Raw genomic sequence first — 13,622 nt, 5'->3', positions numbered from 1 at the left:
AATCGAGCAAGCCGCCGCGATTATCGCATCACAACATTCCAATCGATCTCGTATTCTGCGGCTGCCAACTCTTTGGCCAACTCCTGCTTCCATGCGCCATTTGCGTCCATAGTCGACCAGACTACGCCGGCGAAATCGCTCGGTATCTCTAGGGCGCCGCGTTTAAGCGTGCACACGTTCTCCCGCCCCAGACGGGCAATGAAGTAGCCAAGCTCAAGAAGTACGTTCTGGCGGGCACGCGCCTCCAACTTGTCCGCTCCCAGCGCTCGCCCTTCGTCGTCTGGAGTCAGCAGTACTACTGCGAACCCCACGTCACTGTTAGCCTCGACTTTTTCGATGATGGTGCGGCCGCGATTGGCTTGTTCATGGAGAATTATTGGATCCAGGCCCGCGCGCGTCAGGAAGCGGGCTACAGCCTCCCTTGCTTCGCCGTCGTGACCATGGACGATAAAAACCCGGTTAGATTTTTGGGCGATGACCTTGATCTCAACGCGACCCTGGCTGAGCACGTAAGTCTTGTAGTCCCTCACGAACGGAATAAGCAGCTGACGTGTCATTGAGTGGATGCCAGCAACGATGGAGCGCCCCGAGTAGAAATACTGATGGCAGAAACTCAGCGCGTGGTCCGGGCGGGAAGCCAAATCCTGCACCACCAGCAGCATCATCCCCAGTTGCTCAGTTGGGTTATCCGGCCAAACCAGACGGTGGCTTCCTGACATGCCCCCGCCGGTATTTTCGCTCTCAACAAGAAACGCCTGCAGATCCAATCCCTCTGTAAGCAAACGGTTGGCCGTCTCAAGATCTGGATGGACGAGTAGCTGGCCCAAACGTCGTAGCGGTCGCTCATAGCTTTGGGGCTCTGAAGCCTGCAAATCCAGAACGGCAGCATTAATCTGCTCAAATAGGTTGACAGCGGTCATTTACCTTCGGCCTCCAACCGCGCAGCAGCTGCTCGATCGATGATCGCTTGCCGGTACTGCTCCTTCATCCCTTCAACCAATTGCGATACGAGAGGGTTGTCCGCCCAGGGGCGCGCCTTGGTATCGACCAGTATTTCGACCTCCTGGATCGCCGCCTCAATACTGGCCGGATCATTGGGGTCGAAATTAACCACTCCGAGTTCGCCATCCAACTCTTCAAAGGCTTTTTGGGCCTGATCTAACTGATGGGTCAATGCGTCCAGCCCGGAGATATTGATCATTGAAAAAAACCTGACGGATGAGTTCCTCCAACCTTATAGCATCCAAGTCGCACCTGCTGAGATATGACACGTATGATGGCGGCCGGGGATGGGGCCGGGTGGTCATGACCGGCTGGACAGCCCGCGAGGTTGCCTGGGCACGAGTGCCTCAGCTGCTCTGCGAAGCGACCAATAGTGTGCTCCTCACAGGGGGATCTAAAGTTGAATGGTAGTTGCCCTCCTCTACCCGCGATAAATCTTCCTAATCCCCTGCCCCGCCAAGCATACGTCAGGCTGCCGAATGGAATCAGGACGTCCGAGCCCTGTCTGATGGTGTCTACGCAGCTGAACATACACACCATGTGTGATGCGGTGGCCCAGGCTGCTACTGGGGGGAGCTTGATCGGGACTTATCATGCGAGTCGGAGATGGCGATTCACCGTCGTCTCGCTGGCATCAGGGTTCAAGGGCGGCGAAGTCACCCCGCTCTTCTACATCGGCGCCACCTTGGGCAATGCGTTGGCTCACTTGGTGCATCTTCCGTTTGCCTTCATGGCCGGCATCGGATTTGTCGCGGTGTTTGCCGGAGCTGCCAACACCCCTATTGCAACTACCCTGATGGCCGTGGAGCTGTTTGGAGTGGAGATGGGACCGCTGGCGGCGATCGCATGCGTCATCGCCTATCTGTTCTCAGGCCACACCGGCATCTACAGCGCGCAACGCTTGGCGCATGGAAAGCGAACGTTGGAACTGCACGCTGCCGAGCCGCGTCTGTCCGACCTGGCGGCGCTGCCGCGCCACCACCTAACCGGCCATAGCAGCCAGCAGCACGACCAGGACCGGCGGAGCTCGCGCGACGACCAGTAGCCCGAACGCAACCAGTGCCATCGCGACATCCCATCGGTCATGGATCGCGCTCGTCCACACCGGGTCGTACAACCCCGCCAGCAGGATCCCGACGACCCCGGCATTGACGCCTGCAATCGACGCCTGCAGGTCCCTGCGGTGGCGCAGGGCATCCCAGAACGGCAGCACCCCTGCGAGCACGAGAACGGCTGGCAGGCAGATGACCACCAACAGCGCAAGGCCTCCTGCCCAGCCACCCAGCGGCCCCTCGGCCATGGCCCCCAGGTATGCCGCAAAGGAGAAGAGAGGGCCCGGCACCGCCTGCGCCGCGCCGTACCCGGCGAGGATATCCGCCGTGCTCACGGTGCCGCTCTGGACGACCGCGTTCTGCAGCAACGGCAGCACGCCCTGCGACTGGGCAAGCGCTACTTTCCTGCCGATGCACGGAGCCGCTGAGCCATTGGTAAAGGCTGTGGGATCATACCCCCAGCCGCTTGGTAACCTCGGCTACTGCAAAGCCCCTTTGGGTAACCTGCTTGACCGCTTCGGCCTTGAACTCATCCGTGTACTGCTTGCTCGCCATAGACACCTCTCTCGCTTCCATTGATTATGGCTCTGAGATGTCTACGAAATCCTGGCCGGTCCAATTGGATGTGGGTTATGCTCCGCTGGCGGAAAGACGGATCCAGCACTCATCTATGCTTTGGAGTCAACTATCGTTGTCCACTTTGGGTTGGAAGCTGCCCCTTATCTCGTGCTCCACGGGGTCATCAATGGCAGAGATTCACACCGACCGGCGGACGGGCGCGAACGACAGGCGCTCGCCCGCGGCGCTTACCTTGAGCTGCGAGTCTTACGACTAGCTTAGTACTCGGAGATCTTGACGTAGCCTTCCTGCACGAGCTGGGTCGTTCTCGCCATGGCGTCGGTATTGATCTTGATGCCCGGCAAGATGTCACCGTTGCCCCAGCCATGGACTTGGGCTGTTGCCCCGCACAGCTCAACGGCCACGCCGCGAGCCATCAGCTCCTGGACCAGCCCCTTGTACGGATTGCCGGTGCTGATGTTCCGATCAGCGTTGTAGATGGTATCCGCCAAGGTCACGTGACCGGCATTGGTATGGAATACAACGATCACCGACGACTTTGCCTTCCAGGCGGATATGTCATCCATGATCAAGCCAAGGTGGAACAGGGAGGCGGGTAAGTCCCCCTCGAATGAGAGGGCCGCGACACTGAAGACGCTTTTTACTTCGGAAAGCACAACCGGAATATCGATGTTCAGGACTGGATTCTGAGCAGACATAAATCACCTCATGGACGGCAGTGTGTCAGGGTTCGATCAGTCCGCTTTCTTGGGCGGCATCTTGGCTGCAAACTCGGGGCGCGTGGAAGGGTGGCCGTCGATCATCTCGAACAAATGCTTCGACCGCTGCAGCGTCTCCATCAGCGATTTGGGTCCTTCAAAGGGTCGCCCCCCGATGTGCCAGCCATCGGTGTGAAGTTCTTCAATCAGCACCCAGACAACCTCGCGGAAAGCTTCAGAGCCTTCACAGCGCACCATGACGTCGGTGATCTGACGGGCCATGTCATGCTTCTGCTCCGGTGTAAAAACGCCATCTACCAGTTTTATGTTGACGAAAGGCATTGTTCTAGACCTCGATGCGTAGGGAATGCCTCGGCTAGCCCGGGATCGGAGGCGCGTCGTTGGCTCAGTGCGAGGCTGATGAAAAATGGTGGTGGAGACCGAGCTGCTTGGGTATCGCTGCAACTTCGAGCCCACCGCGCTCCAGCCAAACCTGTGTGGACAAGTGAGCCCGGCTGATCAGTTCGCTTGTTTCGGTGAAATCGTACGGTGATGTTTTGAGTGGACAGATGCTCGGTACGATCCTCAGTTCGATGTGACTGTTATACCAATGCTCGGCATCACGTAAGAGTTGCGATGCAATCAGCATGCTGATTGCATGCATGGCTCTGGGCACCACGCCTTCCGCGCCCGCCCTTCTCGCACACGCGAATCCGGTCGGCAGGACGATCACGCGCTTGGCACCCTTGGCGACCGCGACAGAAATGGGGGCGTTGTTGGATAGGCCGCCGTCTACAAGGAGATGTCCATCGATCATCACCGGTGAGAACACGCCTGGGATCGCAGTGCTAGCGAGCACCGCATCGATCGCGCTACCTCGGGAGAGAACGACTTCACGTCCGGACACTACATCGGTCGCAACCACATGAACCGGGAGCAAGGCGTCCTCCAGGCGTGAGTATGGCAGGTGCCGTCCCAGCAGCTGCCGCAATCCTTCGGAACTGACCAAATGGCCGCTACCCCCGAAGATGCAGGAGACCACGCCACTGAGCTTCATTGGAAATACGTCGCGACGACGTACCCCCTGCCAGTTCGATGCCATCCGAAGAACGCCGTCCAAGGTGGGCTGCGCGGCAAAGAGCACCGCATTGATGGCGCCGGCCGAGGCTCCCACCAGAAAAGCTGGCCGTTCACCCCACTCCATGAGGGCCAGAAGCATGCCGACTTCGACAGCGCCAAGGCTGCCGCCACCGGCGAGGACGAACGCGGTCACCGGTTCAGGCCATGTCTCCGCTACGTCCATGCCGATCTCCCTCCTTAATACATCGAGCGATGGAGGCTGCCCGCCACAGCAGCCTCCCTGGTCGCCTAGCCGTATCCAAAGCTCAAAGTCCGCTATAGACCAGGTGCACGAAAAAATCCGGGTTGATGACGAAGTTGCCCCACTTGGCGTCGTAGGCGGCAGTGGGCTTTGCGGCGATCGCGTCTTTCTCGCTCTTGCCCGACGCCTTCAGTGCGGAGACGTTGTCACGAATCGTCTGTAGCATCGATCTGAAGGCGACAAGGTCCTGCTTGTTGCCCGCCGGTCCGTGGCCTGGAACGATGATCGTGTTGGGCCCGGCGACCTTGAGGCCGACATCCACGGCACGAATCATCCCGTCGATGCTGCCGCCATGCTCATTGTCAATGAAGGGGTACACCCCATTCCAGAACGTGTCACCTAGGAAGAGTACATCCGCCTTCTTGAAGTAGATGTACAGGTCGCCATCGGTGTGGGAAGGCGGCAGCGCCACCACCTCGATGCCTTCCCCGCCCAGCTTGTACGACTTGTGATGATCAACGAGGTCCTTTGGTTGGCCAGATGCCGCGAGTGGTTTGAACGTGTAGTTCCAGTCATCCACTCGCTCAGTTTGAGCCAGGTAACGCGCGGTGTTGGGGTGGGCGACGACCACAACTTCGTTCCCGGGCAGCCACGGGTTGCCGTCGGCGTGGTCCCAATGCCAGTGGGTGTTGACGACATGACTGATCCTTCCTGGGCCCAACCCTTGTAGTGCGCGGGTTAGCTTGTCCTTGGAAACGGAAATTCCTGCGTCGACCAGAAACTTGGTGTCTTGTCCTGCCAGTGCACCGATGTTGCCTCCCGAGCCTTCCAGGAGGTATACGTTGCCCCTCAACGGGATCACTTTGATCTCCGCCTTCTCAGCTTCGGCATTGATCTTGATGACAGGACTTTCCTGGGCCAGGGACAGTCCGGGAGCAAGCACAGTGGCGATCAGAAGCAGGATCTGGGAGGCACACGCAAGGTGGCGTGGCAGTCGGTGATGGGTGTTCATGGAGGTTCTCGAGGACGTGCGACTGACAGGGTCAGCCGCGGATGAAGGTCATGACATCGGCAAGGAGCCGATCACGATAGGTATCGACCAGGCCATGAGGCGCACCTTCATAGACCAGCAGCTTGTTGTCCTTGACGAGCTTGGCTGCTGCCTCAGCGGCCGCGATGATCGGCACGACCTGGTCTTTGGATCCATGCACCAGAAGCGTCGGTACATCGAACTTCTTAAGGTCTTCGGTCAGATCGGTCTCCGAGAACACCTTGATGCACTCATAGGTGTTCTTGTAACCACCCATCATGCCCTGGAGCCACCAGAAGTCGATAAGGCTCTGTTGTGGCTTCGCGCCGGGCAGGTTGAAGCCATAGAAGGGGCCAGAAGGAACGTCGCGGAAGAACTGAGAACGGTCGGCCAGGAACGCCTTGCGCAAGCCATCGAACACTTCCATCGGCGTCCCGTTCGGGTTGGCCGGTGTCTTGAGCATCAGCGGGGGAATCGCGGAGATCAATACGGCCTTCTTGACGCGCTTGGTTCCGTGCCTACCGATATAGCGAGCGACCTCGCCCCCGCCGGTCGAGAAGCCGATCATCGTGGCATCAGTGACGTTCAAGTGCTCCATCAGCTGCGCCAGGTCATCGGAATAGGTGTCCATATCATTGCCATCCGACGGCTGGCTGGAGCGACCATGACCTCTGCGATCGTGCGCGATGCAGCGGAAGCCTTGTGAGGCAAAGAAGAACATGTGGGCTTCCCAGCTGTCCGATGACAGCGGCCATCCATGACTGAAAGTGATGATGGGGCCCTTGCCCCAGTCTTTGTAATAGAGGTTCGTGCCATCTTTGGTGGTGAAGGTGCCCATGGCTTTACTCCAGTGTTCTGTGGGTTTGGCGGGTGCTTCGCTCGTCGCCGCCGGTTGGCGGCTGCAGCCAATGAGCGGGAGCTGCAGGCCGACCGCGACGATGCCGCTGGTCACGATGAGAGATCGGCGCCGAAGATCGACAGGGCCTCGGGGAGGGGGGGGCGTTAGCTGCATGGCGAGCTCCAGGGGGGACGAGCGAAGGCACCAGGGAGATGCGGAGAGTCGGCGAGGCAGGGCATCGGATCGCCATCCATCAGGGCGGCGAGAAATCCGGTCGAAGGCGCTTTAGCCGGTTAGATCTTCGACGGTACTAGGACACGCCTGGGGGCGTCGTCCGTCAAGATGGTTTTGGGTATCGCCGACTCAAGATCGCAATCGCGAAGAATCCGACCACAATCGCGCTAAAGCCGACCTGCTAGGCAGGTCGCTACGACTGTGTCGCCGTGAATAATCGCAATTACAAAACTAGTTACGGCGCAAATTCTTGTACGCCCGAGGGGATAGCCCAGTGAACCTGTGGAAGGCTGTAGAGAAGGAGGCGATAGAACCGTAGCCCACAGCCACTGCGACGTCTCCGATCAGAAGCTGGGTTCCTCGCAGGAGGCCGCACGCCATTTCCATGCGCATGCGGGTGAGATGCGCATGAGGTGCGGCGCCGGTGGCCTTCCTGAAAGCCGTACAAAAATGAAAACGGCTCATGCCAAGGATATTGGCGAGTTCTTGTAGGGTCAGATCCCGCGTCAGGTTGTCGCGCATGTACTGCGTGACACGTTTGACTTGCCATGGAGCAAGTCCATGTTGGCGATTCTGTAAGGGTCTGGAGAGCGAGGTATGCGTCCTGAGCAACTGTATACACAGCAGGTCCACGGCTTGCTCGAGAAACAGGCGTGAATGCAAGCCTGGCTGATCAGCCTCGTCCGCAATCATGCGCATGATCGCAAATGCACGCTCATCGGGATAATGGATGCGATCCATAAGATCAAACGAACGCCCCTCAGCGAGATGATCCGCGCAGCCCTGCAGTCGATCGTGACCCAGGTAGATGTTGGAGGTCGTATTGGCCGTGCATCGGTAGGTGCCATCAAAGCCTCGGGGCAAGAAGGTGATGGTCCCCGCTCTGGCCTGCGCACGCGTGGTCTTGCCCTCGATGCTAGAGGTCGCCCAGCCGCTGCCTTCGTAAGTCGCGGAAAGCACATGCTCATGCATCGGAGGTACATATGCCTCGAAGGCACCGTGCTGCCATCGGCCCGTAACCCGGGTTTCGCCCTGGAGGATCTCGGCCAAGACATTGGGGACACTCGCCGAGATGCGAGTGACTTCATCCAAAGAGCTACTTAACCGAGCGTTCGCCATAGGGAGCCTTGCATGCCAAGATGTCAGTGTGCAACGCCGTGAAGCTACCGAGAAGACACGTCGCGTCAATGACCAAACGGCCGGTCGAATACATGATCGCAATGACGCGAAAGCCACCCGCAAGGGCGCAAAAGACCGCAATGCGCGACGAATAGCGCGCTGCCTATACTAGCCCCATCGAAGCGCAGCCAGTTCAGAACCAAGATGCCGCGCTGCCCTACTCCGTCGCGGAGCTCTCCATGACCACCGATCTCTTCAGACTCGGCTTTACGTCCACCGCCCACGATGTACTTGAGGGCGTGGATCTCACCGGACAGCGTATCCTCGTAACCGGCGCCTCGTCGGGGATCGGCGCAGAGACCGTGCGGGCTTTGCACCAGGCAGGTGCTGACGTCGTCCTGGCCGTTCGCGATCCCAGCCGTGTCCAAGACGTGGTGGACACATTGCCTGTCGTCCGAAGCCCCGGCTCCTTCCGCATCGAGCGGCTGGATCTCGCGGACCTGCGCAGCATCTTGGATTTCGTGAGCCGCTGGACGGGCCCGTTGAACGTGCTGGTGAACAATGCGGGGGTGATGGCGTTTCCGGCACTAGAGCGCAACGCGGACGACATGGAGGCCCAATTCGCGATCAACTACTTCGGCCACTTTGCTCTGACCTTGGGACTCTTGCCTGCACTCACACAGGTAGGTGGCGCTCGCGTCGTCTGCCTGAGCTCGAGCGCGCATCAATTCAGTCCGGTTATCCTTCAGGACCCGGATTTCAAGTTCCGGCCCTACGATCCGATTCTGGCTTACGGGCAGTCCAAAACCGCCTGCTCGCTGCTCGCTGTCGAAGTGGCGCGCCGGTTGGGACATGAGCGCGCCATCTTCGCCAACGCGGTCCATCCGGGCGCGATCGCCACAGGTCTACAGCGTCACACGGGTGGCTTGCGCACGCCCGCTCACCGGCGAAAGACCGTCGAGCAAGGTGCTGCGACGTCGGTTCTCCTTGCAGCGTCACCCCTCCTGAAGGAGGTGGGTGGTCGCTATTTCGAGGACTGTCAGGAGGCGATGGAAGTGGCATCACGCACGGATGAGCTAACCGGCGTCGCGCACTACGCGTTAGATCCCATAATTGCCCGAGAGCTCTGGGATCACTCCCTTGCCCGCCTTCACCGCCTCAACCGGTTTAATCGTGTCACGCGTGATCTCTGAGCGAATGGGTCATGTCGCCGCCTATCATCCCTGCTTCCTTCTTCGGCATCGTTCTAGGACTGGTGGGGCTTGGCAGTGCGTGGCGGGCTGCCACCCGGCTGTGGGGGTTGCCTGCTGCTATCGCCGAAACATTGATGGCGTTCGGCGCCATGGTTTGGGCGCTGCTCGTCATCCTGTACGGGATGAAATGGCTGTTGGATGCCGAAGAAGCGTTGGCCGAGATCAGTCACCCTATCCAGTGCTGTTTCGTCTCATTGGTACCCGCCACTACCACGCTGATGGGGTTGGTGGTCTTTCCTTACCTGCCCACCGCTGCACTCGTACTTTGGGTCATGGGAACGGCCGGCCAGCTCGCCTTCGTGACGTGGCGTGCTGCGGGCCTCTGGCGCGGGGGCATGAACTTGGAGTCGGTAACTCCGGTCCTCTATCTGCCGGCAGTAGCGGCCAACCTCATTAGCTCGATAGTAGCGGGCGTCCTGGGGCTTACCGATTGGGGAAAGCTGTTCTTGGGTATGGGCGTCCTGAGTTGGCTGGCGATCGAATCCGTATTGCTATTGCGGCTATGGATCGCTTCGCCCTTGCCGCCCGGTCTGCGCCCGACCTTGGGCATTCAAACGGCCCCGCCCGTGGTCGCTGCCGTTGCCTACCTGTCCAACGCACCCGTCCCTGAGGACTTCATCGTCTCGGGCCTTTGGGGTTACGGGCTGCTCCAGCTCCTTTTCGCCCTCCGTCTCCTGCCCTGGGTGCTACAGCAGCCGTTCGGCGCCAACTACTGGGGCTACAGCTTTGGGGCTACTGCCATTTCCGTCGCTGCATTGCAAATGGCACTTCGAGCACCCGACGGTATCGCTCAGACAGTGGCTCTTCCCATCTTCGTTTTCAGCAATCTGACCATCGCACTACTGCTATCAGGGACGTTGGTTAGATTGTGGCAGAGACGTCTTCTACCTCCGCACCTTACGGATAGCCGTAAAGCCATGACAACCATACAACGATGAGCATCGTTAGCGAGGTGCGCTATGGAACCAGAAGATCGCAACGGCATTCGTGCAGCGAAGGCCAAGTACTGTCGATTTCTTGATACCAAGAATTGGCGTGGCTTTGAAGCGCTGTTCGCAAATGAAGCGAAGATCTCGATTTTCGATGTCGAGGGCAACGCATTGGTCAGCTTTAGAGGCGGAGCTGAGTTTTCGGAATCGGCACAGCTCTACTTAACTGGCGCGCGATCCATTCACCAGGTGCATAACGAGGAATTCTCGTTTGAGTCATCCTTTGCGGCGTCGGTCATCTGGTCGATGGAAGATTACATCGTCTATCCGGATGCGCGTCGAGGTGAGCCCTCCTCAATACATGGCTATGGCCACTATCTCGAGGGTTGGGAAGAGCGCGGAGAGGGGTGGAAGATCTCGTCGATCGAGCTCCGCAGAACCATCCTTGAAACCACCATAAGGAGCTAGCGTCATGGCCTTCAATCCGATACGTGTCGGGATCATTGGGGTTCATCCTGATCAGGGTTGGGCGTCCTCGGCACACATCCCCGCCCTCAAGGCGCTGCCTCAGTTCAAGCTGCAGGCCCTCGCTCATCACCAGGAGGACGTTGCCAAAGCAGCGGCTGAGAAGTTTGATATCCCAACCTACCATCTCTCCACGCATGATCTGGTCAATGATTCGGAGGTGGACATGGTAGTCGTCACCGTCAAGGTGACCCGGCACCTTGATGCCATTAGCAAGGCCATCAATGCGGGCAAGAAAGTCTTCTCAGAGTGGCCTCTGGGGGTCAATCTTGCAGAAGCAGAGGCATTGCGTGACCTGGCACGTGAAGCCGGGGTTTCGAACTTCATTGGACTCCAGACGCGTTCGGCACCCGCTTTCAGAACGATGAAAGCTCTGGTTTCCGAAGGGTTTGTGGGTCGTGTCCTGTCCGCGACAATGATCGGCTCCGGCATCGCGTGGGGCCATGAGATGAGTGACGGCTTCGAGTACACATTGGATCCTGCCAATGGTGCTGGCATGTTGCAGATTCCGTTCGCTCACTCACTCGACGGGCTGTTGGATGCGTTGGGTCAGCGCGTTGTTGATCACGTCTGCACGTTAAGCAACTCGCGTCACACGATCAGATTGAGCAACTCGGGGCGTAATGTCCCCCTTTCCGTGCCTGACCAGATCCTGCTATCGGCTCGTTTGAGCGATGGTACGGCCCTTGTGAGCCACTTCAGAGGAGGTTTGTGTCAAGGGACGAACTTCCATGTCGAGGTGAATGGCACCGAAGGTGATCTGCTTCTAACAAGCCCCGTGGGCTACGTCGGTATCGGAGGCACCAGGCTTCAGGGGGCAAGGAACGGGGCACCGCTGGAGGATCTGAACATTCCACCCGAACACAATATGCATGCGGCCGTCGGATCACCTGCTCAGAACGTCGCAATTCAATATGCTCGCATCGCGAATGATTGCTTCAGGGGCACGAGAGACGCGCCCGCTTTTGAAGACGCGAGTGACTTGCATGCCCTCATAGCCGCCCTGGGACGGGGCGGTTCATGGCACTAGGGGGGGGGGCGCTCCATGAGATCCATCATGATGATGCGGGACGGCGGCAACGAGGCGCTGGCGCTTCGTGAGGGTCCCAATTGTCGCCCGGGGCCGGGTGAGGTTGCGGTTGAAGTCAAAGCGGCGGGCGTCAACTTCATGGACATCGGTGTTCGTGAAGGAAGATTTCTGAGGGAAATCCCTAATCCGAAGACGCTGGGAGTCGAGGGCGCGGGCGTAGTGCGCGCTTTGGGTCAGGGCGTAACGCGTGTCAGTCTCGGACAGCGGGTTGCCTGGGCGTTCGTGCCGGGCAGCTATGCAGATTGGGTATGCGCCCCGGAAGATGCGCTCGTCCCCATTCCCGAGGGTGTCAGCGATCAAGAGGCGGCATCGATCATGATGCAGGGTCTGACCGCCAGTCACTTCGCAACGGAATTTTATCCAATTCAAACAGGTGACATCGCGCTCATTCATGCCGCTGCTGGCGGCGTCGGCACGCTGCTAACTCAGATCGTACGAATTCGTGGAGGAACGGTCATTGGCCGAGTCTCCAGTCCGGGAAAGGTGGCCGTGGCAGAAGCTTCAGGTGCTGGCGACATCATCGTCGACAACACCGGAAGCTTTGCGAACAGAGTGCTGGAGCTGACCCAGGGTCGAGGCGTCGACGTAGTTTTTGACGGTTCCGGCGCTGAAGCCTTTGCCGACTCGCTGGCCAGTCTGAAGAACGGCGGGACACTGTGTTGGTACGGTACGGCCTTGGATGGGCTTCGGCACATCGATCTTGTGACGCTACCCCGTAGTGTGAAGATCGGCTATGCGGTCTTCTTGGACCACATCCGCACGTGGGAATTGCTGCAGCTGCGAAGCAAGCAGCTGTTTCAATGGGTGATAGACGGCAGACTCCGCGTCCATGTCGGACAGATCTATCCGCTGGATAATGCTGGTGAGGCGCTGGCACAGCTCGAGGCTAGACGCACCACTGGCAAGGTGTTGTTGCTGCCATGACTCCCGGCGGGCTAGTTCACCCATTGCGGCTTGGGGCTGTTCTGTCTCAGCCACCTACTCGTGTCGTTGTTCGGTCGAATGCGGGTCGTAGGGAAAGTTGGCCTCTGGCCGACGGGGTCGCGGCACCTCCCTCACCTCGTGACAACGGGAGTGGCTCCCGCATTCGCCAGCAGGCCGGTAACCTCAGCCTCCAGATGACTGATCAGAGAGCGAAGTCGCGGCAACTCACGAAGGTCCTGGTGATAGCCGAGCCAGATGGTTCGTGCAGGCGGTTCTTCTTTCACGCTGATACGCCGAAGACCAGGAAACCTATTAGCCAGAGCCAAGGGCAGGACGGCCATGCCGACCCCCTGCTGACATGCTCGCGCTTGGATTTCCCGGCTATTGCTTCTGAAGACTATCTTCGCGTCCGGCACATGCTGGACCAGCCATCGCACATCGGGCAGATCCTCAAAGGCCGCATCCATAGTGATGAGACGAGGCTCCGGATAGTCCCCGGACACAGCGCTGAAGAGGCCATAGTCGAGTTCGACGAAGCGCCGGGACACGATGTCGTCGACTGTAAATGGGGTCAGTCGGAAGGCCAGGTCCGCCTCACGCCGTGTCAGGTCATAGAGTCGACTGTCCGTCAGCAGCTCAACCTCAACCCCCGGATGAAGAAGGCAAAATGCTGCTGCTGCAGGGGCGATCACATGGGAACCAAACCAGTCAGACGAGGTAATGCGCAGCAACCCCGCGATCGAGTGGGGGTCACCCAGCAGATGACGCTGAAACGCCAAGGCTTGCGCCTCCATCGCCTCGGCTGCCGCCAGCACCTTGAGCCCCTCCTCCGTCAGTACCAAACCCCGATGGGAGCGCTGGAACAGTCGCGTCTGCGTGGCCTGTTCCAAAGCCGTCACCCGCCGGCCTGCGGTCGGCTGCGTGATGCCCAACTGGCGTGCAGCGCCGCCTAACGACCCTGTGCGCGCGACCGCCAGGAAGATCTGAACATCGCTCCAGTCCATGACTCATTCAAATTTGCATGCGCA

15 protein-coding genes and 2 pseudogenes are annotated in these 13,622 nt (G+C 59.2%); 6 read left to right on the top strand and 11 right to left on the bottom strand.

Translation table 11 applies throughout. The annotated features are described in order from the left end of the window. Window positions 1-20: 20 nt before the first annotated feature. Window positions 21-920: a TIR domain-containing protein gene (locus ACM0PB_RS14680; protein ID WP_282262349.1), complete on the bottom strand. Its 900-nt coding sequence runs from the start codon at window positions 918-920 to the stop codon at window positions 21-23. Then, window positions 917-1,201, bottom strand: coding sequence for a YuaX family protein (locus ACM0PB_RS14675; RefSeq protein ID WP_414604414.1), 285 nt, complete (start codon window positions 1,199-1,201; stop codon window positions 917-919). Before ACM0PB_RS14675 ends, ACM0PB_RS14680 begins: the two co-directional genes overlap by 4 nt. A gap of 414 nt (window positions 1,202-1,615) precedes the next feature. On the opposite strand from ACM0PB_RS14675, the pseudogene ACM0PB_RS14670 reads away from it, so the two are divergent. Continuing rightward, a pseudogene (locus tag ACM0PB_RS14670) lies at window positions 1,616-2,047 on the top strand (chloride channel protein); the annotation flags it as partial. On the opposite strand, the gene ACM0PB_RS14665 reads toward ACM0PB_RS14670, so the two are convergent. From ACM0PB_RS14665 to ACM0PB_RS14630, 8 genes and pseudogenes are all read right to left on the bottom strand, one after another. Next, entirely contained in the window at window positions 1,985-2,431 is a 447-nt protein-coding gene (locus tag ACM0PB_RS14665) for a chromate transporter (RefSeq protein ID WP_495495129.1), read from the bottom strand. The pseudogene ACM0PB_RS14670 and the gene ACM0PB_RS14665 overlap by 63 nt on opposite strands. A 76-nt stretch (window positions 2,432-2,507) precedes the next feature. Then, window positions 2,508-2,609: pseudogene (locus ACM0PB_RS14660) on the bottom strand (transposase); the annotation flags it as partial. A 281-nt stretch (window positions 2,610-2,890) separates the two neighbouring features. Then, window positions 2,891-3,331 carry a DsrE family protein gene (locus ACM0PB_RS14655; RefSeq protein ID WP_414604413.1) on the bottom strand — a complete coding sequence of 147 codons (441 nt, stop codon included), beginning with the start codon at window positions 3,329-3,331 and terminating at the stop codon, window positions 2,891-2,893. A 36-nt stretch (window positions 3,332-3,367) separates the two neighbouring features. Beyond that, window positions 3,368-3,673, bottom strand: a complete 306-nt coding sequence (locus tag ACM0PB_RS14650; protein ID WP_414604412.1) for a tautomerase family protein — start codon at window positions 3,671-3,673, stop codon at window positions 3,368-3,370. 64 nt (window positions 3,674-3,737) lie between these two features. Beyond that, a complete protein-coding gene (locus ACM0PB_RS14645) occupies window positions 3,738-4,634 on the bottom strand; it encodes a patatin-like phospholipase family protein (protein ID WP_414604411.1) in 897 nt (298 codons plus the stop codon). Between the two features lie 82 nt (window positions 4,635-4,716). After that, window positions 4,717-5,664 carry an MBL fold metallo-hydrolase gene (locus tag ACM0PB_RS14640; RefSeq protein WP_414604410.1) on the bottom strand — a complete coding sequence of 316 codons (948 nt, stop codon included), beginning with the start codon at window positions 5,662-5,664 and terminating at the stop codon, window positions 4,717-4,719. Between the two features lie 31 nt (window positions 5,665-5,695). Further along, complete coding sequence (locus tag ACM0PB_RS14635) at window positions 5,696-6,520, bottom strand: alpha/beta fold hydrolase (protein ID WP_414604462.1); 825 nt, start codon at window positions 6,518-6,520, stop codon at window positions 5,696-5,698. Window positions 6,521-6,985: 465 nt separating this feature from the next. Continuing rightward, the gene (locus ACM0PB_RS14630; RefSeq protein ID WP_414604409.1) at window positions 6,986-7,804 is read right to left on the bottom strand and encodes a helix-turn-helix domain-containing protein; all 819 of its coding nucleotides are present in this window, start codon (window positions 7,802-7,804) and stop codon (window positions 6,986-6,988) included. A gap of 308 nt (window positions 7,805-8,112) precedes the next feature. Here ACM0PB_RS14630 and ACM0PB_RS14625 point away from each other — a divergent pair, with 308 nt between their 5' ends. From ACM0PB_RS14625 to ACM0PB_RS14605, 5 genes are read left to right on the top strand one after another with little or no spacing between them, the layout of a single operon-like run. Next, a complete protein-coding gene (locus tag ACM0PB_RS14625) occupies window positions 8,113-9,066 on the top strand; it encodes an SDR family NAD(P)-dependent oxidoreductase (protein ID WP_414604408.1) in 954 nt (317 codons plus the stop codon). 11 nt (window positions 9,067-9,077) lie between these two features. After that, complete coding sequence (tehA, locus tag ACM0PB_RS14620; protein ID WP_414604407.1) at window positions 9,078-10,064, top strand: dicarboxylate transporter/tellurite-resistance protein TehA; 987 nt, start codon at window positions 9,078-9,080, stop codon at window positions 10,062-10,064. A 21-nt stretch (window positions 10,065-10,085) separates the two neighbouring features. Further along, entirely contained in the window at window positions 10,086-10,523 is a 438-nt protein-coding gene (locus ACM0PB_RS14615; protein ID WP_414604406.1) for a nuclear transport factor 2 family protein, read from the top strand. Window positions 10,524-10,527: 4 nt separating this feature from the next. Then, window positions 10,528-11,610, top strand: a complete 1,083-nt coding sequence (locus ACM0PB_RS14610; RefSeq protein WP_414604405.1) for a Gfo/Idh/MocA family protein — start codon at window positions 10,528-10,530, stop codon at window positions 11,608-11,610. Between the two features lie 27 nt (window positions 11,611-11,637). Continuing rightward, entirely contained in the window at window positions 11,638-12,594 is a 957-nt protein-coding gene (locus tag ACM0PB_RS14605) for a quinone oxidoreductase family protein (RefSeq protein WP_414604404.1), read from the top strand. Between the two features lie 131 nt (window positions 12,595-12,725). Here ACM0PB_RS14605 and ACM0PB_RS14600 read toward each other — a convergent pair whose 3' ends face one another. Beyond that, window positions 12,726-13,598, bottom strand: a complete 873-nt coding sequence (locus tag ACM0PB_RS14600; RefSeq protein ID WP_414604403.1) for a LysR family transcriptional regulator — start codon at window positions 13,596-13,598, stop codon at window positions 12,726-12,728. Between the last annotated feature and the right edge of the window lie 24 nt (window positions 13,599-13,622).

The sequence above is a fragment of the Stenotrophomonas sp. AR029 genome (assembly GCF_047520695.2).
Classification (GTDB): Bacteria; Pseudomonadota; Gammaproteobacteria; order Xanthomonadales; family Xanthomonadaceae; genus Stenotrophomonas; species Stenotrophomonas sepilia.
The sequence above is the reverse complement of the archived record's forward strand: the minus strand, read 5'-3'. Positions and strand labels throughout refer to the sequence as shown.

Coding starts and splice junctions, on each gene's coding strand:
- ACM0PB_RS14680 (WP_282262349.1), bottom strand. CDS start 920: ATGACCGCTGTCAACCTATTTGAGCAGATTAATGCTGCCGTTCTGGAT.
- ACM0PB_RS14675 (WP_414604414.1), bottom strand. CDS start 1,201: ATGATCAATATCTCCGGGCTGGACGCATTGACCCATCAGTTAGATCAG.
- ACM0PB_RS14655 (WP_414604413.1), bottom strand. CDS start 3,331: ATGTCTGCTCAGAATCCAGTCCTGAACATCGATATTCCGGTTGTGCTT.
- ACM0PB_RS14650 (WP_414604412.1), bottom strand. CDS start 3,673: ATGCCTTTCGTCAACATAAAACTGGTAGATGGCGTTTTTACACCGGAG.
- ACM0PB_RS14645 (WP_414604411.1), bottom strand. CDS start 4,634: ATGGACGTAGCGGAGACATGGCCTGAACCGGTGACCGCGTTCGTCCTC.
- ACM0PB_RS14640 (WP_414604410.1), bottom strand. CDS start 5,664: ATGAACACCCATCACCGACTGCCACGCCACCTTGCGTGTGCCTCCCAG.
- ACM0PB_RS14635 (WP_414604462.1), bottom strand. CDS start 6,520: ATGGGCACCTTCACCACCAAAGATGGCACGAACCTCTATTACAAAGAC.
- ACM0PB_RS14625 (WP_414604408.1), top strand. CDS start 8,113: ATGACCACCGATCTCTTCAGACTCGGCTTTACGTCCACCGCCCACGAT.
- tehA (WP_414604407.1), top strand. CDS start 9,078: ATGTCGCCGCCTATCATCCCTGCTTCCTTCTTCGGCATCGTTCTAGGA.
- ACM0PB_RS14615 (WP_414604406.1), top strand. CDS start 10,086: ATGGAACCAGAAGATCGCAACGGCATTCGTGCAGCGAAGGCCAAGTAC.
- ACM0PB_RS14610 (WP_414604405.1), top strand. CDS start 10,528: ATGGCCTTCAATCCGATACGTGTCGGGATCATTGGGGTTCATCCTGAT.
- ACM0PB_RS14605 (WP_414604404.1), top strand. CDS start 11,638: ATGATGATGCGGGACGGCGGCAACGAGGCGCTGGCGCTTCGTGAGGGT.
- ACM0PB_RS14600 (WP_414604403.1), bottom strand. CDS start 13,598: ATGGACTGGAGCGATGTTCAGATCTTCCTGGCGGTCGCGCGCACAGGG.